The sequence below is a fragment of the Pseudomonas sp. xss_2 genome, assembly GCF_043104195.1.
GTDB classification, from domain to species: Bacteria; Pseudomonadota; Gammaproteobacteria; order Pseudomonadales; family Pseudomonadaceae; genus Aquipseudomonas; species Aquipseudomonas urmiensis.
In genome coordinates, this window is record NZ_JBICKL010000081.1 from 185,608 (window position 1) to 201,629 (window position 16,022).

Annotated in this window: 15 protein-coding genes; 4 read left to right on the top strand and 11 right to left on the bottom strand. The window is 62.9% G+C overall.

Translation table 11 applies throughout. The features are described 5' to 3' along the window. Positions 1 to 25 precede the first annotated feature (25 nt). The 5 genes from recG to exbB form a co-directional block, all read right to left on the bottom strand. Positions 26 to 2,104: an ATP-dependent DNA helicase RecG gene (gene recG, locus ACF8K2_RS21260; protein WP_312152101.1), complete on the bottom strand. Its 2,079-nt coding sequence runs from the start codon at positions 2,102 to 2,104 to the stop codon at positions 26 to 28. A gap of 3 nt (positions 2,105 to 2,107) precedes the next feature. Continuing rightward, positions 2,108 to 3,037 (bottom strand): hydrogen peroxide-inducible genes activator, encoded by a 930-nt coding sequence (locus ACF8K2_RS21265; RefSeq protein ID WP_186553036.1) that lies wholly within the window; start codon positions 3,035 to 3,037, stop codon positions 2,108 to 2,110. Positions 3,038 to 3,130: 93 nt separating this feature from the next. Next, positions 3,131 to 3,865 carry an energy transducer TonB gene (locus ACF8K2_RS21270; protein WP_264234019.1) on the bottom strand — a complete coding sequence of 245 codons (735 nt, stop codon included), beginning with the start codon at positions 3,863 to 3,865 and terminating at the stop codon, positions 3,131 to 3,133. Further along, positions 3,862 to 4,290, bottom strand: a complete 429-nt coding sequence (gene exbD / locus ACF8K2_RS21275; RefSeq protein WP_186553034.1) for a TonB system transport protein ExbD — start codon at positions 4,288 to 4,290, stop codon at positions 3,862 to 3,864. Before exbD ends, ACF8K2_RS21270 begins: the two co-directional genes overlap by 4 nt. Before the next feature lie 3 nt (positions 4,291 to 4,293). Continuing rightward, the gene (gene exbB / locus ACF8K2_RS21280) at positions 4,294 to 5,286 is read right to left on the bottom strand and encodes a tonB-system energizer ExbB (RefSeq protein WP_392467447.1); all 993 of its coding nucleotides are present in this window, start codon (positions 5,284 to 5,286) and stop codon (positions 4,294 to 4,296) included. Positions 5,287 to 5,477: 191 nt separating this feature from the next. On the opposite strand from exbB, the gene ACF8K2_RS21285 reads away from it, so the two are divergent. Continuing rightward, complete coding sequence (locus tag ACF8K2_RS21285; protein ID WP_392467449.1) at positions 5,478 to 6,335, top strand: SDR family oxidoreductase; 858 nt, start codon at positions 5,478 to 5,480, stop codon at positions 6,333 to 6,335. A gap of 127 nt (positions 6,336 to 6,462) precedes the next feature. Here ACF8K2_RS21285 and ACF8K2_RS21290 read toward each other — a convergent pair whose 3' ends face one another. The 5 genes from ACF8K2_RS21290 to ACF8K2_RS21310 all read right to left on the bottom strand — a co-directional run bounded on the left by ACF8K2_RS21290 (position 6,463) and on the right by ACF8K2_RS21310 (position 11,206). Beyond that, the gene (locus ACF8K2_RS21290) at positions 6,463 to 7,194 is read right to left on the bottom strand and encodes a hypothetical protein (RefSeq protein WP_392467451.1); all 732 of its coding nucleotides are present in this window, start codon (positions 7,192 to 7,194) and stop codon (positions 6,463 to 6,465) included. Positions 7,195 to 7,249: 55 nt separating this feature from the next. Continuing rightward, positions 7,250 to 7,630, bottom strand: a complete 381-nt coding sequence (locus ACF8K2_RS21295; RefSeq protein ID WP_186553030.1) for a RidA family protein — start codon at positions 7,628 to 7,630, stop codon at positions 7,250 to 7,252. A gap of 23 nt (positions 7,631 to 7,653) precedes the next feature. After that, positions 7,654 to 9,762 (bottom strand): bifunctional GTP diphosphokinase/guanosine-3',5'-bis pyrophosphate 3'-pyrophosphohydrolase, encoded by a 2,109-nt coding sequence (spoT, locus tag ACF8K2_RS21300; RefSeq protein ID WP_264234008.1) that lies wholly within the window; start codon positions 9,760 to 9,762, stop codon positions 7,654 to 7,656. A 59-nt stretch (positions 9,763 to 9,821) separates the two neighbouring features. Next, positions 9,822 to 10,085, bottom strand: a complete 264-nt coding sequence (gene rpoZ, locus ACF8K2_RS21305; protein WP_012312123.1) for a DNA-directed RNA polymerase subunit omega — start codon at positions 10,083 to 10,085, stop codon at positions 9,822 to 9,824. Between the two features lie 245 nt (positions 10,086 to 10,330). Then, positions 10,331 to 11,206 carry a LysR family transcriptional regulator gene (locus ACF8K2_RS21310; protein ID WP_186553028.1) on the bottom strand — a complete coding sequence of 292 codons (876 nt, stop codon included), beginning with the start codon at positions 11,204 to 11,206 and terminating at the stop codon, positions 10,331 to 10,333. A gap of 248 nt (positions 11,207 to 11,454) precedes the next feature. Between ACF8K2_RS21310 and ACF8K2_RS21315 the strand changes: the two genes are divergently transcribed. The 3 genes from ACF8K2_RS21315 (at position 11,455) to ACF8K2_RS21325 (ending at position 15,237) form a co-directional block, all read left to right on the top strand. Beyond that, positions 11,455 to 12,798 carry a glutamine synthetase family protein gene (locus tag ACF8K2_RS21315; protein WP_372353292.1) on the top strand — a complete coding sequence of 448 codons (1,344 nt, stop codon included), beginning with the start codon at positions 11,455 to 11,457 and terminating at the stop codon, positions 12,796 to 12,798. A gap of 4 nt (positions 12,799 to 12,802) precedes the next feature. Next, complete coding sequence (locus tag ACF8K2_RS21320) at positions 12,803 to 13,576, top strand: gamma-glutamyl-gamma-aminobutyrate hydrolase family protein (RefSeq protein WP_392467454.1); 774 nt, start codon at positions 12,803 to 12,805, stop codon at positions 13,574 to 13,576. Positions 13,577 to 13,689: 113 nt separating this feature from the next. Continuing rightward, positions 13,690 to 15,237, top strand: a complete 1,548-nt coding sequence (locus ACF8K2_RS21325) for an APC family permease (protein ID WP_368973405.1) — start codon at positions 13,690 to 13,692, stop codon at positions 15,235 to 15,237. A 116-nt stretch (positions 15,238 to 15,353) separates the two neighbouring features. Here the strand turns inward: ACF8K2_RS21325 and gmk are convergent, their stop codons facing one another. Continuing rightward, positions 15,354 to 16,010 (bottom strand): guanylate kinase, encoded by a 657-nt coding sequence (gene gmk, locus ACF8K2_RS21330; RefSeq protein WP_392467457.1) that lies wholly within the window; start codon positions 16,008 to 16,010, stop codon positions 15,354 to 15,356. Between the last annotated feature and the right edge of the window lie 12 nt (positions 16,011 to 16,022).

Here is a 16,022-nt window from a genome sequence, read left to right on the forward strand (position 1 = left end):
GACTGGATCCATTCCGAGAGCTGCGTCACACCTGGCCATATTGCTGGCCGTGGCGCAACCAACGGTCGAGCAGCGGGCTGACATGATCCGGCCAGCGCGCCAACAGCGCCTGGGCGGCGTCGCGCACCGACGGCAGCAGGTCGGCATCGCGCATCAGGTCGGCGACCTTGAACTGTAGCAGGCCGGTCTGGCGGGTTCCGAGCATCTCGCCGGGGCCGCGCAGTTCCAAGTCCTTTTCGGCGATGATGAAGCCGTCGTTGGTTTCCCGCATGATGCCCAGACGTTCGCGGCCGATCTGCGACAGGGGCGGGTGATAGAGCAATACGCAGTGGCTGGCCGCACTGCCTCGGCCGACCCGTCCGCGCAGCTGGTGCAGCTGGGCCAGGCCCAGCCGTTCAGGGTTCTCGATGATCATCAGGCTGGCGTTAGGGACATCCACGCCCACCTCGATCACCGTGGTCGCCACCAGCAACTGCAAGTTGCCGGCCTTGAACTCGGCCATCACAGCGGCTTTCTCGGCAGGCTTCATACGGCCGTGGATCAGCCCTACGCGCAGCTCGCCCAAGGCGCTGCCGAGGTCTTCGTAGGTGCTCTCAGCCGCTTGGCAGGTGAGCTCTTCGGATTCTTCGATCAGCGTGCACACCCAGTATGCCTGTCGGCCTTCAGCGCAGGCGGCGCGGACCCGCTCAACCACTTCGAAGCGGCGGCTGTCGGCGACCAGCACGGTATTGACCGGCGTTCGACCGGGCGGCAGCTCGTCGAGGATCGAGGTGTCCAGGTCGGCGTAGGCGCTCATCGCCAGGGTTCGCGGGATCGGTGTGGCGGTCATGATCAGCTGGTGCGGGCAGAGCTCGCCGGCGACGCCTTTCTTGCGCAGGGCCAGGCGCTGCTGGACGCCGAAGCGGTGCTGTTCGTCGATGATCGCCAGGGCCAGGTGCTTGAACTGAACCTCGTCCTGGAACAGCGCATGGGTGCCGACCACCATCGGTGCGCCACCGGCAATCTGCTCCAGGGCGCTGGCGCGGGCCTTGCCCTTGAGCTTGCCTGCCAGCCAGGCAACTTCGATGCCCAGCGGCTCCAGCCAGCGCTTGAAGGTGATGAAATGCTGTTCGGCGAGGATCTCGGTCGGTGCCATCAGGGCCACCTGATACCCGGCTTCCAAGGCCTGCAAGGCGGCAAGGGCGGCAACCACCGTCTTGCCGGCACCGACATCGCCCTGAACCAGGCGCATCATCGGCTCACCCTGGCTGAGGTCGTAGGCGATCTCGTTGCCGACCCGTTGCTGGGCTCCGGTGGGGGCGAAGCCGAGGTTGGCCAGGTACTGCGCGGGCAGGCGGCTGGGCTTGGGCAAGACCGGTGCACGTAACGCGCGCAGGCTTTCGCGCAGGCGCTGCTGAGACAGCTGATGGGTCAGCAGTTCTTCGAAGGCCAGCCGGTGTTGGGCCCAATGATGGCCCAGGGCGAGCTCTTCGAGGTCGGCGTCGGCGGGCGGGTTGTGCAGGTAGCGAATGGCATCATCCAGCGGTGCCAGGTGATAGTCGTTGGCCAGTTCATGCGGCAGCCAGTCGGGCAGGCTACGAGGGCCGAGCAGGGTCAGGCTCTGCTGGCAGAGCTGGCGCAGGCGTTGCTGGGTCAGACCCTCGGTGGTCGGGTAGATCGGCGTCAAGGTCTGCTCTACCGGCGGCGCCGGCTCGCTGCCATTGAGCGCGCGATATTCCGGGTGATAGATCTCCAGGCCCGAAGCGCCCGGACGGGCCTCGCCGTAGCAGCGCAGGTGCGTGCCGCGCTTGAGGCCTTCTTTCTGGGCGTTGCTGAAGTGGTAGAAGCGCAGGCTCAGCACGCCCGTGCCGTCACCCAGGCGCACCACCAGGCTGCGGCGCTTGCCCATGGTCACATCGGTGCCGCTGACCACGCCTTCGATGACTGCATCCTGGCCAGGCCTTAGCTGGCCGATGGGAACTACGCGGGTACGGTCCTGGTAGCGCAGGGGCAAGTGGAACAGCACATCCTGCAGGTTCTCAAGGCCGACCTTGGCGAGCTTCTCCGCCATCGCCTCGCCGACGCCTTTGAGTTCGGTGACCGGGACCTTCGACAGCTCGCTCATGGGTCAGGCCGGTTGTTCCACGGCGGCCGGCTTGGCTACCGAGCACAGGCGGATCGAGTCAGCCAGGATCTCGATCGCTTTCGGCCGCGGGAAGCTGGCGCGCCAGGCAATCGCCACGGTGCGGAACGGCGCCGGGGCAGTCAGTGGGCGTACTTCGATCACGCCTGGCGCGTAATGGTGGCTGTGTACCGCCGACAACGGCAGGATCGATATGCCCAGGCCGGAGGCGACCATGTGGCGGATGGTTTCCAGCGAGCTGGACTCCACAGTGGTGTGCTTGGAGCCTTCGCCACCCTTGTTCAGGGTCGGGCAGGCTTCCAGGACCTGGTCGCGGAAGCAGTGACCTTCGCCCAGCAGCAGCAGGCTCTTGTCATTGAGCATGGCGGTGTCGATGGTCTTTTTCGCGGTCCACGGGTGGTCGGCCGGCATCAGCGCGCAGAACGGCTCGTCGTACAGCGGCAGGGTCAGCACGTCGGCTTCATTGAACGGCAGGGCGATGATCACCGCGTCCAGTTCGCCGTTGCGCAGCTTCTCGCGCAGGACGTGGGTGAAGTTCTCTTCGATGTACAGCGGCATCTGCGGGGCGACCCGGTGCAGCTGCGGAATCAGGTGCGGGAACAAGTACGGGCCAACGGTATAGATAGCACCGACTTTCAGCGGAGCGGTCAGCTGGTTCTTACCCGCCTGGGCCAGTTCGCGAATTCCTTGGGCTTGCTCCAGGACCTTCTGCGCCTGGGCAACGATGCTTTCGCCGACCGGGGTCAGGCGCACCGCGCTCTTGCTGCGCTCGAAGATCAGTACGCCCAGCTCGTCCTCAAGCTTCTTGACACCGACGGACAGGGTCGGCTGGCTGACATGGCAACGCTCGGCGGCGTGACCGAAGTGCTGCTCCTGGGCGAGGGTGACGATATAGCGGAGTTCTGTGAGGGTCATAACGTGCGTCCATGAAGTTGCGGCCCCAGCATAGCGGGTGCAATCGATAGACGCACGTTATCAGACTTGCCGTTTTGTGACAGAAACAAAGTATCAGCGTTTGTCCAGCGAGTAGACGAAAGGTGCTACCACTTCGATCGAGCCATTGTTCAGCAATTCTGCCGGCGGCTTAGGCACAGTGCCGGCTCGACGGATCATCTCCAGGGTGGCCCGGTCCAGGGCTGCGCTGCCAGAGCCACCGGCCAGCGAGTAGGACACGACCTTGCCTTCGGCATCGACTACGAAGCGCAGGCGGTTGATGCCCTGCAAACCGCGACGGCGAGCGTCTTCCGGATAGCGCTTGTACTTCGCCAAGTGGCGCAGCAGGTCGCTTTGCCAGGTCGGCAAGGCCTTGCTGTTGGACGCGATGCTCGGTGCTGGCGCTGCCGATTTCTGCGGTGGCGCATTGCTCGGCGGCGTATCGGCAACCTCTTGGTCAACCGGAGGTTCATCTTTCGGCGGCTCAGGCTTTTTCTCAGGCTTGGGCGGCTGTGGCTTGGCCTTGGGCTTGGGCGGCTTGGCGATGGCGATCTTCGGTTTAGGCGCTTCTACCAGTTTCGGCAGCGGCGGTTCTTCAACCGGCGCCGGTGGTTGCGGTGCGACTTTCGGGGGTGGTGGCGGCGCTGGCTCAGGCAGCGGTGCCAGTTCGACCATCATCGCTGCCGGAGGCAGCTCGATGGCTTGGGGCACCGACCAATTGAGCGTCAGCAGCACAGCGACGGCATGGAGACCCAGCACGATCGCCAAGCTGCCGCTGTAACGCGCCAGATTGTGCCGCGTCTTGGTCATTTTTTGGCTGCCGTCTCGAGACCTACCAGACCGACTTTGAGGTAGCCGGCCGCGCGCATGTTGTTCATCACTTCCATCAGGTCACCATAATCCACGCCTTTGTCGGCCTGGAAGAAGATGGTGGTTTCCTTGTCGCCCTTGGTCTTGGCGTCGAGCATCGGGCCAAGCTGGTCGGGTTGGGCAACCTGATCGTCGCCGACGTAGAGCTTCTGGTCGGCCTTGACGCTGACGAACACCGGTTTCTCCGGCCTCGGCGCCGGCTTGGCGGTGGAGGCGGGCAGGTCGACCTTGATGTCGACGGTGGCCAGGGGCGCGGCGACCATGAAGATGATCAGCAGGACCAACATCACGTCGATGAACGGCGTGACGTTGATTTCGTGGTTTTCGGCGAGGTCGTCGCCACCTTCGTTGAGATGCAGGCCCATGGCTTACCCCACTTTCACCATGTGCGGGGCGGCGCGCTCGCCACCTTGGTGGTCCAGGTCACGGCTGACCAGCAGCAGAACCTGTGCCGAAGCATCGGACACCTGAGCCTTGTAGCCGGCAATGGAGCGGGCGAAGACGTTGTAGATGACGACCGCCGGGATTGCGGCGACCAGGCCCAGGGCCGTGGCCAGCAGGGCTTCGGCGATACCGGGAGCAACCACCGCCAGGTTGGTGGTCTGGGTCTTGGCGATGCCGATGAAGCTGTTCATGATGCCCCATACGGTACCGAACAGACCGACGAACGGCGCGGTGGAGCCGATGGTAGCCAGCACACCAGTGCCGCTGCTCATGTTACGACCACTGGCGGCAACCAGGCGCTCCAGACGGAAGCTGACGCGCTCCTTGATGCCTTCTTTCTCGCGGGCGTTGGCCGACAGGCGCATTTCTTCCAGCGCATCGTGAACCAGGGTATGGGCCAGGGTGCCTTCCTTGTTGGAGGCTTCGCTGGCTTCCTTGAGGCTAACGACCTTCTTCAGCACTTCGACTTCACCGCGCAGACGACGCTTGGCGCCCATCAGCTCGAAGCCCTTGGCGATCCAGATGGTCCAGGTGATGATCGAGGCGATGGCCAGGCCGATCATGACGATCTTCACGACGATGTCGGCGTTCTTGTACATGCCCCAAGGGGACAGGTCATGGGCCATACCCAGCGAGGTATCCTCGACCAGCGCTTCGACGTTCTCGCCTGCTGGGGCTTGGCCATCAGCCACGCTGGCTTGAGTGGCGGCGCCATCGGCAGGGGCCTGGGCAGCTGCGCCTGCGGCAGGTGCGCTGGCGTCTGCAGGAGCAGCGGCGGCGGCCGGAGTGCTGGCCGCCGTGGCGACAGGCTCATCGGCCATGGCGACCGGGGCCAGTACCAGGCTGAACATCAGCGCGGCAATGGCGCGCCATGCGCGCGACGTGGTTGGCGAAGCGGAAGGTTGAGTACGAGTCATGCTGGCCGGACCTGATGAAGAAAATGAGTTGACGTTCACCACGGCCTCGAGGCAGGCCGAGAACAGATAGGGCGCCATTATTGCAAGTAATTCTTGTTAACAAAAGTAATAAGGTTGCTTTTTTTCACCTTTGTCTAGCCGCTGATCGCGTAATCCGGCTAGCCTGACCCTTTGAGAAATGGAGTTTAGAGATGTCGGATTTATCTGCTTTGATCGTCGGCTGCGGGGATGTAGGCGGTCGTCTAGCCCGTCAGTTACTGGCTTGTGGCTGGCAGGTCAGCGGCCTGCGCCGGTCGGTCGAGCAGTTGCCTGAAGGCGTGAGGCCAGTTGCTGCGGACCTGGCCGACAGCAGCATTCCCGCTGCCTGGCCAGAACAGTCACCTGACTATCTGGTGTACTGCGTGGCTGCCAGCCAGCATGACGAGGCGGGCTATCAGGCAGCCTACGTCGAAGGCTTGCGCAATGTTCTGGAATGGTTGCAAACGCGTGGCCAGCGTCCGCGGCGGCTGCTGTTTGTGTCCAGTAGCAGCGTATTCGCCCAGCAGAATGGCGAGTGGATCGATGAAACCGCTGCGACCGAGCCTGAAGGCTATTCAGGAAGGGTGATGCTTGAGGCAGAGCAATTGGCGCTGCACAGCGGTATCCCGACCAGCCTGGTGCGTTTGACCGGTATTTATGGTCCGGGTCGTGAGTGGCTGCTTAGCCAGGTGCGTCAGGGCTATCGCGTCGCTGAACAGCCGCCGCTGTATGGCAATCGAATCCATGCTGAGGATGCGGCGAGCTTGCTGGCGTACCTGCTGCAGGCGGATGCGCGCGGGGTTGCGTTGGACGACTGCTACATCGGTGTGGATGACGATCCGGCGCCGCTGGCCGATGTGGTCGCCTGGCTGCGCGGCTATATGGGGGTTACCGAGTGGTCGGATGAGCAGCGCGTGCGGCGCACCGGCAGCAAGCGCTGCAGCAATGCACGGGCGCGTGCGTTGGGCTGGGTGCCGCAGTACCCGAGTTATAAAGAGGGCTATGCAGCGATTCTTGAAGGGCGCGAGTGATACAGCTATTGCTCTGGGCCTTGCCGGCCTTATCGCGGGACAAGACCGCTCCTACAGATTCGCGTTGATCCAGATGGCGACGCATCTGGTGTAGGAGCGGGCTTGCCCCGCGATGGCCTCGCAGTGATCAGCTACGTTCCAGCACCCACTGCCGCGGGCCCGGCGTCAGCTGCGGAATCTCATCGGGCAATGCAGTGTTGACTGCGCGGAAGATCTCCAGCTTGTCACCCTCACGTTTGAAGATGAACGGACCGCCACGCTGATTGCGTTCCAGCCACAGGGTATCGTTCTCTCCCCCCATGGTCGCGCAATCACCTTCCAGGCACAGCGCGTAACGATCAGGCCCTGGTAGGCCGGTCACGCTGCCGTTGTCGGCGAAGCGCACCACGCCGCCGCTACCTTGACCCTCGACGATCTTCCATTCGCCGCCCAGGTACGCTTTATAGAGGGCCTTCTCGAAGCTGCCGCCTAAAGGGGCATCAGCAGGTGCGGGTTGCTCGGGCTTTACAAAATCCTGCTGTTTGCCGTTCGGGTCGGTGACCTGTAACGCCTTCCCGGACAGCTTTATGCGCTCGATGTAGTTGCGCTCGAACCTGGCTTCCCACTCGTCCCCCACAGCGCTCAGTTGGCCGTCCCCAGCTTCGAAGCCATTGCTGAAGCTGGCCTGCTGGCGGGCAACGTCGAGCTTCCATTCGAACACTGGGCCATGCGCTCTGAGGGCCTGGCGCAGGCTGCCACCTTCTGCGGCGGCATCGATGGCGGCCTGGTTGATCCAGGTGCCGTTGTAATCTTCGGGTTTATGGCTGGCGCAGCCGCCCAGGAGCAGGGCCGCCAGCGCGAGAGGCAGGGCTTTAAGCATGATGAAAACCTTGAGGCAGGGAAGGTGACGGGCAGGGCGCCCGTCACCAGGGGCATCACTCGATGACCAGGATCGCGTCCATCTCGACCTGTGCGCCCTTTGGCAGGGCGGCCACGCCAATGGCGGCGCGGGCTGGGTAGGGCTGCTCGAAGTAGCGGCCCATGATCTCGTTGACCTTGGCGAAGTGGCTCAGGTCGGTGAGGAAGATGTTCAGCTTGACGATGTCCTTGAACGAACCGCCAGCAGCCTCGGCCACCGACTTGAGGTTCTCGAACACCTGCACGGTCTGGGCTTCGAAGCCTTCGACCAGTTCCATGGTTTTCGGGTCCAGGGGGATCTGGCCAGACATGTACACGGTGTTACCGGCCTTGATCGCCTGGGAGTAGGTGCCGATGGCGGCTGGGGCCTTGTCGCTGTTGATGACGGTCTTGGTCATGATGACTCCTTGCGGTTGGCGGACTACGCACGCATGCGGGTGATGCGGACCACGCCGGTCAGGGTGCGCAACTTCTTGATCACACGAGCCAGGTGCACACGGTCGTGCACGCTGACCACCAGCTGGACCACGCTGATACGGCCGTCGCGTTCGTCCATGCTGATCTTCTCGATGTTGCCGTCGGCAGCGTTGACGCTGCTGGCCAGCAGGGCGATCAGGCCGCGCTGATGCTCAAGCTCGACACGCAGCTCGACGTTGAACTCGCCAGTGACGTCCTTGGCCCAGGAGAGTTGCAGGCACTTCTCCGGGTTATGGCGGATTTCACTGATGTTGCGGCAGTCTTCCAGGTGCACGACCATGCCCTTGCCCGCCGACAGGTGGCCGACGATCGGGTCGCCCGGGATCGGCGTGCAGCACTTGGCGTAGCTGAGCACCAGGCCCTCGGTGCCGCGGATCGCCAGCGGGCCTTCCGGCGCTGGCAGCTGTTCGCCTTCGGCAGACAGCAGGCGGCGAGCGACCACATAGGCCATGCGGTTGCCCAGGCCGATGTCTTCGAGCAGGTCTTCGACGACTTCCAGGCGGTACTCGGTAAGGATCGGCTGGATGCGTTCGTGAGGGATCTTGTCCAGGCTGCTGTCGAAACCGGTCAGCACCTTGTTCAGCAAGCGCTCGCCAAGGCTGATCGACTCGGAGCGGCGTTGCTGCTTGAGCGCGTGGCGGATGTGCGTGCGCGCCTTGCCGGTCACCACGAAGTTGAGCCAGGCAGGATTGGGTCGGGCGCCCGGGGCGCTGACGATTTCCACGGTCGAGCCGCTTTGCAGTGGCTCGGACAGCGGCGCCAGGCGGCGGTTGATGCGACAGGCGATGCAGCTGTTGCCGACATCGGTATGCACCGCGTAGGCGAAGTCGACAGCGGTGGAGCCTTTGGGCAGCTCCATGATCCGCCCTTTGGGCGTGAACACATAGACCTCGTCCGGGAACAGGTCGATCTTCACGCTCTCGATGAATTCCAGCGAGTTGCCAGCGCGCTGCTGCAACTCGAGGATGCCCTTGACCCACTGACGGGCGCGGGCATGGCTGCCTTTGGGCTGTTCATCGTCGTTGGATTTGTACAGCCAGTGCGCGGCGATGCCGTTGTTGGCCATCTCTTCCATCTCGCGGGTGCGAATCTGGATCTCGATGGGCACGCCATGCATGCCGAACAGCGTGGTGTGCAACGACTGGTAGCCGTTGGCCTTGGGGATCGCGATGTAATCCTTGAAGCGCCCAGGTAGCGGCTTGTACAGGTTGTGCACGGCGCCGAGCACGCGGTAGCAGGTGTCGACCTTGTCGACGATGATGCGAAACGCGTAGACATCCATGATCTCGTTGAAGGCGCGGCGTTTGCCGCGCATCTTCTTGTAGATGCCATAGAGGTGCTTCTGGCGGCCGCTGACTTCGCCTTCGATACCATCGGTGGCCAGGCAGTTGGCCAGCGACTGTTCGATCTTGGCGACGATCTCTTTGCGGTTGCCGCGGGCGCGCTTGACCGCCTGGTGGATGCGCGACGAGCGCATCGGGTGCATGGCCTTGAAGCCCAGGTCCTCGAACTCTACGCGCACGGTGTGCATGCCCAAGCGGTTGGCGATCGGGGCGTAGATCTCGAGGGTTTCCTTGGCGATGCGTCGGCGTTTTTCGCCCGACAGCACTTCCAGGGTGCGCATGTTGTGCAGGCGGTCGGCCAGCTTGACCAGGATCACGCGGATATCGCGGGCCATGGCCATGGCCATCTTCTGGAAGTTTTCCGCCTGCGCCTCGGCCTTGGTCTCGAAGTTCATCTGGGTCAGTTTGCTGACCCCATCGACCAGTTCGGCAACCGTCTCGCCAAACTGCTGGCTGAGGGCTTCCTTGGCGATGCCGGTGTCTTCGATCACGTCGTGCAGCATGGCCGCCATCAGGCTCTGATGGTCCATGTGCATGTCGGCGAGGATGCCGGCGACTGCCAGCGGATGAGTCACGTAGGGTTCGCCACTGCGGCGGCGTTGCCCATCGTGCGCCTGTTCGGCGTAGAAGTAGGCTCGGCGGACCAGGTTGACCTGCTCCGGACCGAGGTAGGTCGACAGCCGTTCGGCGAGGGTGTCTATGCTCGGCATGGGTTTACCTCCTGCCGAGGAAGAGGTCCTGTTGCCGCACGACGTCGACCGGGCATCAATCAGACAGCCTCGTTGGACTCGTCCTCGAACGCGGCGAACACCGGATCCTCGGTGACGATCTCTTCGGCTGCGATGAATTCATTGGTGACGATGCCTTCGGCGATTTCGCGCAGGGCGACTACGGTCGGCTTGTCGTTTTCCCATGCAACGCGTGGCTCTTTACCACCGGTGGCCAGCTGACGGGCGCGCTTGGTGGAGAGCATGACCAGCTCAAAGCGGTTATCCACGTGTTCCAGGCAGTCTTCAACAGTTACGCGGGCCATGGTCTTCCTCAGTAGCAATGCGGTAGGCGTACAGCCCAGAATGGGCAGGCGGACTGTGTAGTTTAAAAAATCACCAGCCAATAGGGAAGGGCTGTTTTGTCGGCCGACTTCATCTTGGGGTAAGTCCACTCCTCCATGTGCGCATGCGTGGGAGCGGGCTTGCCCCGCGAAAGGGCCGCCACAGACACCTCTATGCCTCTGACGATAACGGCTTCACAGGCCAGAACACAACAGTCGTTAACGCCTTAGCGCAACAACGCGCCACGCAGATGCGGCGTCAGCTCCTCGAACAGTGTCTGCACCGAACGCAGGGCGCGGCAATCTGGGCGGGTCAGCAGCCACAGCTGAGTGTCGCAACCCGGTAGCGGCGCACTCAGCGCCTCGACGTCGGCCATGCCATGCACCATGTAGTCCGGCAGCGCCGCCACGCCCAGGCCAGTGCTGACCAGCTGGGCAATGGTCGACATGCCGCTGCACTGGTAGCGCGGGATCAAGTCGGGGTACTGCTGGTTGCGCCAGACCACGGTGGGGTGGTCTTGCATCGAGTCGTCCGGGGCGATCCACGGCACGCTGTTGGCCGACTCGGCCAGGCGCTCGCGCAGGCTGGGGTGGCCGCAGATGACATAGGAGGTCGAACCCAGGCAGCGGCCAACCAGATGCTCGGGCGGCGTATTGGTCAGGCGCAGGGCGATGTCGGCGTCGCGTCGGCTGAGGTTGGCGAAGGTATTCGAGGTGCCCAACTCCAGCGACAGCGCCGGGTAGTTGGGCATGAAGGTCGCCAGCGCCGGCAGCAACAGGCTGTGCAGCACCGCCTCGGTGCAGGTCAGGCGCACCGTGCCGCTGACCACTTGTTCACCGCTGGTCAGGGCAATCCGCGCTGCCTCCAGTGCAAGTTCGGCGCGCTCGGCCTGCTCGGCCAGGGCTTGGGCAGTGTCGGTGGGCAGGTAGCCCTTGCGGCTTTTGACGAACAGCGCGGTGCCGAGCGCCGATTCCAGTCGGCGAATCGAGCGGAACACCGTCGAAACGTCGACCTTGAGTAGCTCGGCGGCCTTGGCCAGCGACCGCCCCCGCTCCAGGGCCAGGACCAGGGAAAGGTCGGCGTGGGAGATTTGATATTGCATTGGTGCACGCTCTGCTTGCCGAAATGCCAATGTCTGTTGCGTTGGGGCCATTTTATAGTGAAACGGCCCGCCCGAATCAATGCACTCGGTCGGGTCGATAAATCCCCACGATGGGACAGTGAAAAGAACAACAGCAGCAACCATCGTCGCCCGTGAGGCGCCAGCCGTATCTCCCCACATCGCCGCTCCACATCAAAGGATGTACAGCCATGACGTCGGTCACCCCGTGCGCCAGTTCTTCCAGCGAGATGAAAGACTTCCTCCAGGCTCATCCAGACACCCAATACGTCGATCTGCTGATCTCCGACATGAATGGCGTGGTGCGTGGCAAGCGCATCGAGCGCGCCAGCCTGCACAAGGTCTACGAGAAAGGCATCAATCTGCCGGCCTCGTTGTTCGCCCTGGACATCAACGGCTCGACCGTGGAGAGCACAGGCCTCGGCCTGGACATCGGCGATGCTGACCGGATCTGCTACCCGATCCCTGGCACCCTGTGCGACGAACCCTGGCAAAAGCGCCCTACCGCGCAGTTGCTGATGACCATGCACGAGCTCGAGGGCGAGCCGTTCTTCGCTGATCCGCGTGAAGTACTGCGTCAGGTGGTGAGCAAGTTCGATGACCTGGGCCTGGACATCTGCGCGGCGTTCGAGCTGGAGTTCTACCTGATCGATCAGGACAACCTCAACGGTCGCCCGCAGCCGCCGCGCTCGCCCATCTCCGGCAAGCGCCCGCAGTCGACCCAGGTGTACCTGATCGACGACCTCGACGAATACGCCGACTGCCTGCAAGACATGCTCGAAGCCGCTAAGGAGCAGGGCATTCCAGCGGATGCCATCGTCAAGGAAAGCGCCCCGGCACAGTTCGAGGTCAACCTGCACCACGTCGCCGATGCGATGAAGGCTTGCGACTACGCGATCCTGCTCAAGCGCCTGATCAAGAACGTTGCCTACGACCATGAGATGGACACCACCTTCATGGCCAAGCCCTACCCGGGCCAGGCGGGCAACGGCCTGCACGTACACATCTCGCTGCTCGACAAGAAGACCGGCAAGAACATCTTCACCAGTGACGACCCGCTCGAAAGCGAGCAGCTGCGCCATGCGGTCGCCGGAGTGCTGGAAACCATGCCAGCTTCGATGGCCTTCCTCTGCCCGAACATCAACTCCTACCGCCGCTTCGGCGCCCAGTTCTACGTGCCCAACGCGCCGAGCTGGGGCCTGGACAACCGTACCGTGGCCGTGCGCGTGCCGACTGGCAGCAGCGACGCCGTGCGCATCGAGCACCGCGTGGCGGGTGCCGATGCCAACCCCTACCTGATGATGGCGGCCATTCTTGCCGGCATCCATCACGGCCTGGTCAACAAGCTCGAACCGGGTGAGCCGATCGAAGGCAACTCGTACGAGCAGTTGGAGCAGAGCCTGCCGAACAACCTGCGTGACGCCCTGCGTGCGCTGGATGACAGCGAGATCCTCAACCAATACATCAGCCCGGACTACATCGATATCTTCGTCGCCTGCAAGGAAAGCGAGCTGGCCGAGTTCGAAGTGTCGATTTCCGACCTTGAGTACAACTGGTACCTGCACACGGTGTAAGCCCATGAGCGCAAATGCGGTCCCTCTGATCGGTGTCAGCGCCTGCCGCCAGCAGGTGGGGAAGAACTCGTCGCACACGGTAGGCGATAAGTATGTGGAGGCGGCCGGCTTTGCCGGGACCCCGCTAATTCTCCCGGCCCGCGATGTCGCCAGCGACCCACGGGCGTTGCTGGCCATTCTCGACGGCATTGTTTTTACCGGTTCGCCTTCAAATGTCGAGCCGCATCATTACAATGGCGCCCCCAGCGCCGAGGGCACCCGGCATGACCAGGCGCGTGACCGACTGACCTTGCCGTTGCTGCAGGCGGCGATTGCCGCTGGCGTGCCGGTGCTGTGCATCTGCCGTGGTTTCCAGGAATTGAACGTCGCCCTTGGCGGCAGCTTGCACCAGCGGGTGCAGGAGCTGCCGGGCTACCTGGACCACCGCGAACCTGAGGACGCACCCTTGGCGGTGCAATACGGCCCTCGTCATGCTGTCCGCATCGAAGCGGGCGGGATGTTCGAGCGCTTTGGTCTGGCTGAGCAGTTTGAGGTCAACTCGCTGCACAGCCAGGGAATCGACCGCTTGGCCCCAGGCCTGCGCGTCGAGGCTAAGGCACCGGATGGCCTGATTGAAGCGGTGTCCATGCTGGACGCGCCGGGCTTTGTGCTCGGCGTGCAATGGCACCCGGAATGGCGTTTCGCCGAAAACCCGGTCTCGCTGCGTCTATTCCAGGCGTTTCGCGAGGCCTGCATCGCCCACGCTGCACGGGAGGGTTCGCGCCAGAAGGCATTCTGACGTCACCCGAAGGTCTCGGATGACTCGCCCCCACGCAGCAGCTTTCAATGAGTGAAAGCGGACCCTCTTCGGATGGTCTGTGAAAACAATACCAATATCGACGGCGAATACTCATGAGCAATTACACTGAATCCGGCCGCCCACCCGATGTGGCGACCGATGCAGGCAACAGCGGCACGCGCGTCAGCAAAGGCTTGGCCAAAGGCCGCCTGGGCCTGTTGGCCAGCGTGGTGCTGGGCATTTCCACCATTGCCCCGGTCTACACCCTGACCGGAGCCCTCGGCCCTACCGTACGCGAGGTGGGTGCCCACCTTCCCGCCGTATTCATCGTTGGTTTCCTGCCGATGCTGCTGGTTGCCCTCGGCTACCGCGAGCTGAACGCGGCAGAGCCGGACAGCGGCACATCCTTTACCTGGTCGGCACGTGCCTTTGGCCCGATGATCGGCTGGATCGGCGGCTGGGGCTTGGTGGTGGCTACCACCATCGTACTGTCCAACCTGGCCGGGGTTGCCGTCGACTTCTTCTATTTGTTCCTTGGCCAGATTACCGGCGACCAGTCGTTGGCGGCGTTGGCTGATAATTTATTGGTCAATATCAGCACCTGTTGCGTGTTCATCGCCCTGGCAGTGTGGATCTGCTGCCGGGGCATGGGCACGACCATGACCGTGCAATACGGCCTGGTGGCCTTACAACTGCTGGTGTTGATCGGCTTTGGCTTTGCCGCGTTCGGTGAAACCGCCGCGCCGCCGCCGCTTGAGTTCGATTTCGCCTGGTTCAACCCGTTTGGCGTCGAATCGTTCTCGGCATTTGCCGCAGGCCTGTCGCTGTCGATCTTCATTTTCTGGGGTTGGGACGTGTGCCTGACGGTCAGCGAAGAGTCGGTCGGTAGCGATGAGGTGCCGGGCAAAGCGGCAACCTGGACCGTGCTGCTGATCCTCGCCCTGTACCTGTTCACTGCGATTGCCACCTTGCAGTTTGCCGGTATCAGTGACGTCGGCTTGGGCCTGGGTAACCCGCGCATTCAAGAAAACGTGTTCGCCCACCTGGCCGGTCCAGTGATGGGGCCGCTGGCGATCCTGATGTCGATTGCGGTATTGGCCAGTACCGCTGCCTCCTTGCAGTCGACCTTCGTTTCGCCTGCGCGGACCTTGTTGGCGATGGGTTACTACGGCGCTGTGCCACAGCGTTTCGCCAAGGTTTGCCCACGGTCGCAGACGCCCCAGTACGCCACGATCTGCGCTGGTATCGCTGCGGCGCTGTTCTACGTGACCATGCGGACCCTGAGCGAAAACGTACTGGCCGACACCATCACTGCCTTGGGCATGATGATCTGCTTCTACTATTCGCTGACGGCGTTTGCCTGCGTCTGGTACTTCCGCCACAGCCTGTTCGACAGCCTGCGCCACTTCTTCATGCGCGGCGTGTGCCCGTTGCTCGGTGGTGTGATTTTGTCGGTGATCTTCGTGCGCACGGCAATCGACAGCGCTTCGCCAGACTTTGGCAGCGGCTCGCATGTAGGGGGCTTGGGGCTGGTGTTCGTGATCGCGGCGATCATCTCGCTGCTGGGGATTTGCCTGATGATGCTGTCGCGGCTACGGCTGCCGGCGTTCTTCCTTGGGGCTACCTTGCAGCAGCAAGCCACTCTGCAGCTGCAAGATTGATGTAGTTGGGGCTGCTTCGCAGCCCATCGCAGGCAAGCCAGCTCCTACAGGGTTCGCGCGGTACCTGTAGGAGCTGGCTTGCCTGCGATGGGCCTCAAAGAGGCCCCAAAAATCGATCAGCCAACCAGTTGTTTGAGCAGCGCCTCATGGCGTTTTTGCTGTCTCTCCAACTTGAGCTCTTCTGCTCGCGCCGCAGCTTGCGAGTCATCGGCACGATTCGAGCAGAACACCGCCTTCAGATCTTCCAGTGCATTTTGGAAGTCATCATTGATGATGACGTAGTCGTACTCGGCATAGTGGATCATCTCGCTGACCGCTTCCTTCATGCGCCCCTCGATGATCTCCTCGCTATCCTGCCCGCGCCCGGTCAGGCGCTCACGCAGCGCTTCCTGGCTTGGCGGCAGAATGAAGATCGACAGTGCCTGCGGCATCAGCTCGCGAACCTGCTGCGCACCTTGCCAGTCGATCTCCAGGATCAGGTCGATGCCTTGATCCAGGGTCTGCTGCAATGCGCTGCGCGACGTTCCGTAGAAATTGCCGAACACCTCGGCATGCTCAAGGAAGTCACCCTTGGCGATCAGCGCCTGGAACTCTTCATGCGCCACGAAGTGGTAGTTCACCCCGTGCTCCTCGCCCTGACGCTTGGCGCGGGTAGTGTGCGAAACCGAGACGCGGATGTTCTTGTCGGCCTGGGTCAATGCTGTAACCAGGCTGGTCTTGCCAGCGCCGGAGGGCGCCGAGACGATATAAAGGGTGCCGCTGCTGTGATTCATGGTAGGGGTGGC

Excerpts from the sequence above, each read along its gene's own strand:
- spoT (WP_264234008.1), bottom strand. The coding sequence starts at position 9,762 with ATGCCGAGCATAGACACCCTCGCCGAACGGCTGTCGACCTACCTCGGT.
- ACF8K2_RS21325 (WP_368973405.1), top strand. The coding sequence starts at position 13,690 with ATGAGCAATTACACTGAATCCGGCCGCCCACCCGATGTGGCGACCGAT.
- recG (WP_312152101.1), bottom strand. The coding sequence starts at position 2,104 with ATGAGCGAGCTGTCGAAGGTCCCGGTCACCGAACTCAAAGGCGTCGGC.
- ACF8K2_RS21270 (WP_264234019.1), bottom strand. The coding sequence starts at position 3,865 with ATGACCAAGACGCGGCACAATCTGGCGCGTTACAGCGGCAGCTTGGCG.
- exbB (WP_392467447.1), bottom strand. The coding sequence starts at position 5,286 with ATGACTCGTACTCAACCTTCCGCTTCGCCAACCACGTCGCGCGCATGG.
- rpoZ (WP_012312123.1), bottom strand. The coding sequence starts at position 10,085 with ATGGCCCGCGTAACTGTTGAAGACTGCCTGGAACACGTGGATAACCGC.
- ACF8K2_RS21290 (WP_392467451.1), bottom strand. The coding sequence starts at position 7,194 with ATGCTTAAAGCCCTGCCTCTCGCGCTGGCGGCCCTGCTCCTGGGCGGC.
- ACF8K2_RS21265 (WP_186553036.1), bottom strand. The coding sequence starts at position 3,037 with ATGACCCTCACAGAACTCCGCTATATCGTCACCCTCGCCCAGGAGCAG.
- ACF8K2_RS21320 (WP_392467454.1), top strand. The coding sequence starts at position 12,803 with ATGAGCGCAAATGCGGTCCCTCTGATCGGTGTCAGCGCCTGCCGCCAG.
- ACF8K2_RS21310 (WP_186553028.1), bottom strand. The coding sequence starts at position 11,206 with ATGCAATATCAAATCTCCCACGCCGACCTTTCCCTGGTCCTGGCCCTG.
- exbD (WP_186553034.1), bottom strand. The coding sequence starts at position 4,290 with ATGGGCCTGCATCTCAACGAAGGTGGCGACGACCTCGCCGAAAACCAC.
- ACF8K2_RS21295 (WP_186553030.1), bottom strand. The coding sequence starts at position 7,630 with ATGACCAAGACCGTCATCAACAGCGACAAGGCCCCAGCCGCCATCGGC.
- gmk (WP_392467457.1), bottom strand. The coding sequence starts at position 16,010 with ATGAATCACAGCAGCGGCACCCTTTATATCGTCTCGGCGCCCTCCGGC.
- ACF8K2_RS21315 (WP_372353292.1), top strand. The coding sequence starts at position 11,455 with ATGAAAGACTTCCTCCAGGCTCATCCAGACACCCAATACGTCGATCTG.
- ACF8K2_RS21285 (WP_392467449.1), top strand. The coding sequence starts at position 5,478 with ATGTCGGATTTATCTGCTTTGATCGTCGGCTGCGGGGATGTAGGCGGT.